Annotated in this window: 3 protein-coding genes; all 3 read right to left on the reverse strand. The window is 77.0% G+C overall.

Annotated features, from left to right (window positions below):
• Window positions 1–110 precede the first annotated feature (110 nt).
• The 3 genes from ACFTWP_RS22825 to ACFTWP_RS22835 all read right to left on the reverse strand — a co-directional run bounded on the left by ACFTWP_RS22825 (window position 111) and on the right by ACFTWP_RS22835 (window position 6,320).
• Window positions 111–1,439, reverse strand: coding sequence for a S8 family serine peptidase (locus ACFTWP_RS22825; protein ID WP_380266504.1), 1,329 nt, complete (start codon window positions 1,437–1,439; stop codon window positions 111–113).
• Entirely contained in the window at window positions 1,436–4,813 is a 3,378-nt protein-coding gene (locus tag ACFTWP_RS22830) for a right-handed parallel beta-helix repeat-containing protein (RefSeq protein ID WP_380266505.1), read from the reverse strand. Before ACFTWP_RS22830 ends, ACFTWP_RS22825 begins: the two co-directional genes overlap by 4 nt.
• Window positions 4,814–4,913: 100 nt before the next feature.
• Window positions 4,914–6,320, reverse strand: a complete 1,407-nt coding sequence (locus tag ACFTWP_RS22835; RefSeq protein WP_380266506.1) for a hypothetical protein — start codon at window positions 6,318–6,320, stop codon at window positions 4,914–4,916.
• Window position 6,321 lies beyond the last annotated feature (1 nt).

The following is a 6,321-nucleotide window of genomic DNA, read 5'->3' on the forward strand; positions in this document are numbered from 1 at the left end:
CGCGCGGCACCGTTGGGCGCCGTAGGCCCGTCGGGCACCGGTGGCACCGGTGGCTCGTTTGCGCCGGTGCCTCGTCGGCACCGGGCGGATCGCCCCTGACCGTACGGTCGTTACCGCGCGCCGCCGGCCCGCCGGCGTCCGCTGCGGACCGCCGCCGCGGTGAGCGCGACCACGGCGACCAGCCCGGCGCTCGCGCCGGCCAGTGCCGAAGCCCGGGTGACGGAGGTCCCGTCGGGGGCCGGCGGTACGGTCACCGGCCCGGCGGCGTTCCCCGGGCCGCCGGTGGACTGCGGCGCGGGGAGGGCCGCCGTCGCGGCCACCACGTCCACCGTGCCCCAGCCGACGGCCGGGTCCGGCAGCGTCGTACCCGGGCGGTAGGCGGTGGACCTCAGCCGCTCGGCCACCTGGGCCGCCGTCAGAGCGGGCTCGCGGGAGAGCACCAGGGCCGCGACGCCGGCGACCAGGGCGGCGGCTCCGCTGGGCCCGGAGGACGTGAAGTGGCCGCCGCCGGGCCCGGCGGCCTGGAGCGCCTCCCCGGGGGCGGCCAGGTCAACCCGGGCGCCCGCAGCGGCCTGCGCTCCGGTGCCGGCGTCGCCGGACGCCGACCCGCCCGCGGCCGATCCGCCCGGCCCGACCGCAGCCACCGCGAGCACGCCGGGGAAGCCCGCCGGGTACACCGCGCCCTTCTCCTGCTGTCCGTCCGCGGCGGCCGGGGCGACCAGCAGCACGCCCTTCGCCGCGGCGTACTCGACGGCTTCGGCGAGCGGCTGGTTCGGCGCCGGTACCGGCACCCCGACCACGGCCACCCGCGCTCCGCCGTCGGCGGCCGCCCGGATGCCCTGGGCGAGCAGGTCGGGCGTGGTGGTCCCGGCGTCGTCGGTCACCGCGACGGCCAACACCGTCGCCTCCGGGGCGATCCCGGCCGGCCCCCCGTCGGGCGTGCGCCGGCCGGCGACCAGCGCGGCGAGGAAGGTGCCGTGACCCACGCAGTCCCGGCCGGCGTCGCCCTGCCCGTGCAGCCGGGGGCCGAGTCGGAGCCGGCCGGCCAGTGCGCCGGAGCCGGTGCCGGCCGCCGCCTCGACGCCGGAGCCGAGCACCGCGACCGTCACGCCGGCGCCGCGGCCGAACGGCCAGGCGGCCTCGGGGTGCAGGTACACCTGCGCCCACGGCGTCCGGTCGGCGGCCCGGGTGGACGGCTTGCGACAGCCGTTCTCCCGGACGTCGGGCAGGGTCTGGGCGAGCGCCGGCAGTTCGGGCGCCGAGGGCGCCGGGCTGTCGGCGGCGGCCGGCCAGGCCGGGGCCAGGAGGGCCGGCGCCAGCAGCACGGCGGCGCACAGGGCGGCCCGGGCCGCCACCCGCCGCCTCGGACCGGACGTGCCGGTCGGGGCGCTCGGGGCGGACGGGGCGCCCGGACTGGACGGGGCGGTCCGGGCGGTCATACCGCGCTGCCCAGCCGCTCCACCGCGATGTCCTGCGGCAGCAGCAGGCTCAGCTCGGAGACGTCCGCGAAGTCGAGCCGGCCGAGCCGGCGCGCCTGACGGGTGATCATGCCCTCCAGGGTCTGCCGGGCGAAGCGCCCGTTGCCGAAGGTGCGGTCCCTCGGCACCGCCGAGAAGAGCTCGGCCAGCGCCGTCAGGGTCTGCGGCGCGCAGGTGTAACCGGCCGACTCGGCGTGCCGGCCCACGATGGTGACCAGTTCGTCGTCGGTGTAGTGGCCGAACTCGACCTGCCGGGAGAACCGGGAGGCGAGGCCGGGGTTGGAGGCGAGGAAGTGCCGCATCTCGTCCTCGTAGCCGGCGACGATCACCACCACCTCGTCCCGGTGGTCCTCCATCAGCTTCATCAGGGTGTCCACGGCCTCCTGGCCGAAGTCGCCGCCGCCGCCGTTGCGGGGCGTCAGGGTGTACGCCTCGTCGATGAACAGCACCCCGCCGCGCGCCCGGTCGAACGCCTCCTTGGTGAGCTGGGCGGTGTGGCCGACGTAGCGGCCGACCAGGTCGGCGCGCGCGGTCTCGACCAGCTGGCCGCCCGGCAGGACGCCGAGCTCCGCGAGGAGCTGCCCGTACAGCCGGGCCACGGTGGTCTTGCCGGTGCCGGGCGGCCCGGCGAAGACCAGGTGGTTGCCGATGCTGGCGGTGGGCAGCCCGGCCTCCTCCCGGCGGCGGACCTGACGGATCAGGTCGACGAGGTCCTCGACCTGCTCCTTGGCGGCGGGCAGGCCGACCATCGCGCGCAGCTCGGCGAGCAGTTCGGTGCCGTCCTTCCGCTCGGCCGGCCGGGCCTCGGCGGGGGCGACGTCCTCGGGGAGCAGCCGGGCCAGGTCCTCGTCGGAGATCTCGGGCTCGGTCGCGAGCCTGGTCGCCTGGCGGTCCACCATCTCCTCGAACACCTTGCGGGCCGCCCGGCCGTTGCCGAAGTCCTCGCCCCTGGGGAGCCGCTCGAAGAGCGCGAGCAGGGCGTCGCGGGCGCCGTCGGCCAGTTCGTAGCCGTGCCCGGCGGCGGCCCGCTCGACGATGGTGACCAGCTCGTCGACGGCGTAGTTGGCGAACTCCACGGTGCGGCTGAACCGGGAGGCCAGGCCGGGGTTGGAGGCGAGGAAGTCGGTCATCTCGGCGGAGTAGCCCGCCACGATGACCACGATGTCCTCGCGGTGGTCCTCCATCAGTTTGACCAGGGTGTCGATCGCCTCGCGCCCGAAGTCGGGCCCGCCGCTGCCGGAGCCCGACGAGAGCGTGTACGCCTCGTCGAGGAAGAGCACCCCGCCGAGCGCGGACTGGAACACCTCGGTGGTCTTGAGCGCGGTGCCGCCGACGATCGAGGCGACCAGGTCGGCGCGGGCCACCTCGGTCAGGTGCCCGCTGCGCAGCACGCCGAGCTCGGCGAGGATGCTGCCGTAGAGCCGGGCGACGGTGGTCTTGCCGGTGCCGGGCGGCCCGGCGAAGACCAGGTGGCGGCTCATCGGCAGGGCCGGCATGCCGGCCAGCTCCCGCCGCCGGGCCAGCTTGTTCAGGTTGACCAGCGTGGCGACCTGCTCCTTGACGCCGGCCAGGCCGACCAGCGACTCCAGCACCTCCAGCGGGCCGGGCCGGTCGGGCGCCGGGGCCGCGCTCCCGGGGGTCCGCTCCTCGGTGGCGCCCGGCGCCGGCGCGGAGCCGGCGACCGCCCCGCCCGGCCGCGCGGCCGCCGGGGCGGGCGAGGAGCCGGCGGTGGCGGTGCCGTGCGCGTCCGGCAGACCGTTCTCCTCGCTGACCAGTTCCTCCAGGGCCAGTCGCTCGCTGGGCACGCCCTGGCGCAGGCCGGATCCCCGGTTGCGGGAGAGCGTGCAGTCGGTGAGCCGGACGGCCTCGACGGAGTCGGTGCGGACGCCGTCGCCGGTGTTCTCGGCCGCCGCGAGCTGGACCAGCACGGCCCGCGCCCCGGCGGCGAGCCGCACGCCGTGCCGGCGGTTGCCGGTCACCCGGACCCGGGTGCAGGTCAGCTCGGCGCCGTCCTCGGCCGTCACGCCGTCCTCGGCGGAGTCGGTCACGTCGCAGTCGCGCAGGGTCGCCGTGCCCACCCGGCCGACCAGCACGCCGGAGCCGCCGGAGCCGCGCACCACGGTGGCGCCGACCCGGGTGTCCGCGCCCTCGGCGACCCGGATGCCGGCCCGGCCGGCGTCCAGCACCTCGCAGTTCTCCAACTGCCCGCGCCCGTCCCGGATCGCGGTGACCCCGTCGCCCTTCGCGCGGTGGACGGCGACCCGGCGCAGTCGCGGATTGGCGCCCTCGCTGATCAGCACACCGGTGCCGGCGACGTCCCGGACCTCCAGCCGGTCGAAGTCCGCGGAGCTGTCCCCGGTCAGCTCGACCCCGTCGGCGCCGCAGTCCCGGACGACGGTGCGGGCCAGCGTCGGGCCGGAGGACTCGCCCACGTGGATGCCGGTGCCCTGCGCACCGTCCACCTCGCAGTCCTCGAAGGTGCCGCGCGAGCGGGCCGTGACGTGGATGCCGTGGCCCGCGGTACGGGTGGCGCGGCAGCGGCGGAGCTGCGGGTCGGTGCCCCCGGCGAGCGCGAAGCCGTGGCCGGAGGTGCCGGTGACGGTGCAGTCCTCCAGGACGACCTGGGCGGTCGAGCTGATGTAGACGCCGATCGTGGTGTCGCGGACGGTGGTGCGCAGCAGCCGGGTGGTGCTGCGCTCCTCCAGCGCGATGCCGGGCTTGTCGGTGACCGAGATCTCGCAGCCCTCGAAGGTGCCCCGGGCATCGCCGTTGGCGCAGACGCCGTTGCCGCGGGCGTCGCGCAGCACGCAGTTGCGCAGCAGCGGGTTGGCGCGTTCGCCGATCACCACGGCCGAGCTGCCGAGGTGTTCGATGACGCAGTCCTCGATGACGCTGTTGCCGCTGGAGGTCTCCACGATGCCGGCGCCCGCCGGGTTGGTGACGCGGCATCCGCGCATCGCGAGCGAGCCGTCGCCGCGGGTGAGCAGGGCTGTCCAGGAGCTGCCGACCACCTCGCAGTCCTGGACGGCGGCCTGCCCGCGGGGCACGTCGATGGCGGGCATCTCCTCGTCCTGCCCCTGCAGGATCAGGCCGGTCAGCTGCACCGCCTCGGCCGTCACCTGGACCACGCAGCCGCGCCGGGCGGTGATCCGGACGCTGCCCCGGGCCTCCGCGGCGGTGATGGTGACCAGCTTGTTGATCACCAGGTTCTCCTCGTACCGGCCGGGGCGCACCGAGATCACCGCCCCGCTGCGGGCCGCCGCCAGTGCCTCGCCGATGGTGCGGTACCGGCCGTCCCGCTGCTCCGGGCACACCGTCAGCACGTGGCGCGACATGGTGTGGCCTTCCTCTCCGTTGAATGGTCCGACCCGCCGTTGACCGGCCCGACTCTCCGTTGACCGGTCCGACGTCGTCGGTGGACCGGGTGGACGCCCGTCAGCCGGTGCAGTCCGCCCGCACCGCGGAGGCCGCGTGGTGGGCCTTGTCGACGCCGGCGCCGCCCCAGTCGACGCCCCGGGAGTGCAGCATCACCGCGATCCGGCCGCCGCTCAGCGGGAAGGTGCCGGCGCTGACCCAGCTGCCCCGGGTCGTCGTCTGGTCGATGGTGAAGGCCTTGGTGGTGCCGCTGCCGGGCGTGAAGGTGTTCTGGACGGTGTAGTAGGAGGGCTTGCCGCCGACGACCTTGGGGTCGCTGTTGTTCGGGACGAACACGGAGAGCTTGCAACTGCCGCTGGTGACCGGGGCGGTGGTGAAGGTCCACAGCACCGAGTTGCCGTCGTCCTTGGCCGCCGCGCCGGACATCGGCATGGCCGCGTACTTGCTGCTGCAGCCCGAACCGGCGTAGCCGCCGGTCGAGTTGTTCGTCCAGCCGGTGGAGCCCTGCTCCCACCAGCCGGTCTGGACGTAGCCGGCGCCGGTGTTGCTGCAGCCGGCGCCGGCGACGGCGCTGAAGCTCGGCGCGGCGGGGGCGGGCTGGGGTGCGGGCTGCTGGGGCGCCGGCTGTTGCGGGGCGGGTTGCTGGGGTGCGGGCTGCTGGGGCGCGGGGCCCCCCGGGGTGGTGCCCGTGCCGGTGCCGCTGGTCGGCGCCGGTGCGCCCGGCGCGGTGCCGGTGCCGGGCCGGGTGTTCGGGCCGGCGGACGCTCCGGGCGTACCGGGAGACGCGCCGGGCCCTGCGGCGGGTACGCCTTCGGCCGTCGGCGCGCCCGTGCTGCCCGGGGTGGGCTCGGTGACCAGGGCCGGATCGGTGGGCACGGCGGTGGCGGTCGGGCCGGTGGCTCCCGGGGACGGCGCCGGGTCGCCGAGTTCGGGGCCCACGGCGAGCGACAGGTCCGCCTGGCTGAGCCCGGGGCCGTCGGCCTTGCCGCCCCGGTCGCTGTCGGTGATCAGGAACGGCAGGCCCATCAGCACCACGCCGGCGGTGGCGGCGGCGACCAGGACCGGCCGCTTCAACCGGCCCCGTCGCTCCGGTCGCCCGTCCGGGCCCGGGCCGACCGGCTCGGGGCCGACCAGTTCGGGGCCGACCGCCGGCTCGGGGGCGGGGCCGGGGGCGGGACCGGACCCGGGTGCGCTGACGGGTGTCAGGTAGGGGAAGGCCGAGGGCGGCGTCGCCGGCGGCTTCGGGGCCGCCGGAGCGACCGCCGGCGGAGCGACCCGGCCGTACTGCGGCACGGCGGCCGGCCCCGGCACGGGCACCGACACCGGCGGTACGACGGGCGGTGCGGCCGAGGGCGCCGCCGGGGCGGGTCCGGCCCCGCCGCCCTCCTCCATCTCCCAGGCCACCGAGGGCAGCTGAATGCCCGCCGCCCCGCCCTGAGACTCGTTCCCACCCGTGCTCGTGCCCACC

The organism is Kitasatospora sp. NPDC057015, assembly GCF_042673745.1.
Taxonomy (GTDB): Bacteria; Actinomycetota; Actinomycetes; order Streptomycetales; family Streptomycetaceae; genus Kitasatospora.

Coding starts and splice junctions, on each gene's coding strand:
- ACFTWP_RS22825 (WP_380266504.1), bottom strand. CDS start 1,439: ATGACCGCCCGGACCGCCCCGTCCAGTCCGGGCGCCCCGTCCGCCCCG.
- ACFTWP_RS22830 (WP_380266505.1), bottom strand. CDS start 4,813: ATGTCGCGCCACGTGCTGACGGTGTGCCCGGAGCAGCGGGACGGCCGG.